Here is a 1,992-nt window from a genome sequence, read left to right as displayed (position 1 = left end):
GGTAGAGTCGAAGACTGGCGCGCCGAGTTTAGGTAGTGGCTTCCTACTCCTGCTCTTTCGATTAATGCAGGTGACACTCCTTCTACCTTGCTCACGTTTCCAGCCCCCGCTCATCGAACCGGACGTGCAGATTTCCCGCATCCGGCTCTCGGACAAAACATCACGTTTTCACCCACGACTCACCGCGACCTAATTGCGTTAAACGTACGAGCCCAAAATGCCCGTAGAGATGGGATTGAGGAAATGCCCCACCTCGACGTCCTCTAACTTTATATTTGTGTCGCAGCCACTTACGCAACCGCATAGCGATATAACTATCAATTGCACGATAAGCTTGCAGATGAGTTCCTACTGAAAAGTAATTCGCCCATCCAACCAGTGTGCGATTTAATTGTTTTACCATTTCTGTGGTGTCCATGCACGAATAAGAGTTTGTCGTCATTCCATGAAGCTTTTGCACCATGTTCTTGATGCTCTTCTTCGACGGTCGCATACCCAATCTAGCTTTGCCCGTTTTCTGTGAGTAAAGCCTGCCAAAGGTATAACCCAGAAAATCAAAAGACTCTTCTGGTATTCGACAAATTCGCGTCTTTTCTTCGTTCACTGTCAGCTTGAGTTTCTCCATGATTTTCCTCATCCATGAAGACGCTTCGTCTGCTTTTCCACGCCGACATAAAATCACCAGATCATCTGCATAGGTAACAATAAAACTTCCAAGACGTTCATTCAGGCCGAATTGCTTCCACGCCACCACAAAACGCCGCATATATAAATTGGCGAGCAGTGGTGACACAGGCGAACCTTGAGGTATTCCTCGCCGCTGGTCTTTAGCTTCCGTTGTTTTCGTTGTGCGGCCTTTCGAATCCTTTTCTTCGACAGGAGATTCCAACCATCGTTTTAGTAAACTCAATACACGGCGATCAACAACACGACGCGCAAGTGATTTCAACATTTCAACGTGGGGAATACTGCCAAAATAATCCGAGAGGTCGGCATCGATAACATCGGGGCGCCCTCGATACATTTGCTCTTGCACCTCGACTATCGCCTGTTGCGCATTGCGCCTCGGACGATAGGCATACATCTGCGGTGGAAGATCTGCTTCAAAAATCGGTTCCAGCACCAGCATTGCTGCTGTCATGCAGACTCGATCTCTTAGTGTCGAGATACCCAACGGTCTGAGTTTGCCATTGGCTTTGGGGATATACACTCGCCTGATTGCATCAGGTCGATAACTCTCATCTTGTAGTGCTTGCGCAAGTTCCGATAACCATCGCTGAACACCGTATGCGTCTATATCAGAGAAATCTTGTCGGTCTACACCCGGTGCACCGCGATTAGCGCGGCACTTGGCGTAGGCATGAGCCAAAATATCTTGTCGATACAATTTGTCATAGAGGGCGTAGAAACGGTAGCTATCTTCAGTCTTCGCTTTTACGTGTAATGCTCTCTGTAGTTTCCGAACACTAATTGGAGTTGCTAGGTTGCCCAATCTCCTGATCCTTTCCTACTTTAAACATTGGTTTTGAACTGAGGCCCCTTTCCTCCACCGACATTACTCGGCTTCCTCGGTACTACGAGCCTCTCCGCCACCCCAATGCGCCCGAACGCTCCCTCGCGGGTGTTCGGTTGATCTCCCCAGATCACGCAGAGGGGCTTCCCGTGTTGCGCGCGCCTCCCTTGTGTACATGCTGTCGCCACTACCCCGACACAGCAACTGGGATCAACCCTGCTCAAGTCCCCCAGTTGTATCAGCCTTCCCCGATATGGCGGTCAGGTCGGCCTGTGTAACGTCCTTTTCGAGGATTGCTCGGCGTTCACTCGCGTTACGGCCTGCACACTCGCGCTGCCACCGTATTTTGTGGCACGCTTCACCGGAGGCTTCAACTATTTCGTTGCCTCCATAATTGCTCCGGTTGCTTTCGGCTGGAGCGATAGCCGAGTGGGATTTTCACCCACGGGGAAAGCGCCGCCTTATCACGGCGCACGCCA

1 protein-coding gene is annotated in these 1,992 nt (G+C 50.7%); it reads right to left on the bottom strand.

Annotated features, from left to right (window positions below):
• Window positions 1-160: 160 nt before the first annotated feature.
• Window positions 161-1,492 (bottom strand): group II intron reverse transcriptase/maturase, encoded by a 1,332-nt coding sequence (ltrA, locus tag AWU77_RS02205; protein ID WP_062058601.1) that lies wholly within the window; start codon window positions 1,490-1,492, stop codon window positions 161-163.
• Window positions 1,493-1,992: the final 500 nt, after the last annotated feature.

This window comes from Cellvibrio sp. OA-2007 (assembly GCF_000953825.1).
In the GTDB taxonomy this organism is placed as follows: Bacteria; Pseudomonadota; Gammaproteobacteria; order Pseudomonadales; family Cellvibrionaceae; genus Cellvibrio.
Note: the sequence above shows the minus strand (reverse complement) of the source record. Positions and strands in the feature narration are given on the sequence as shown.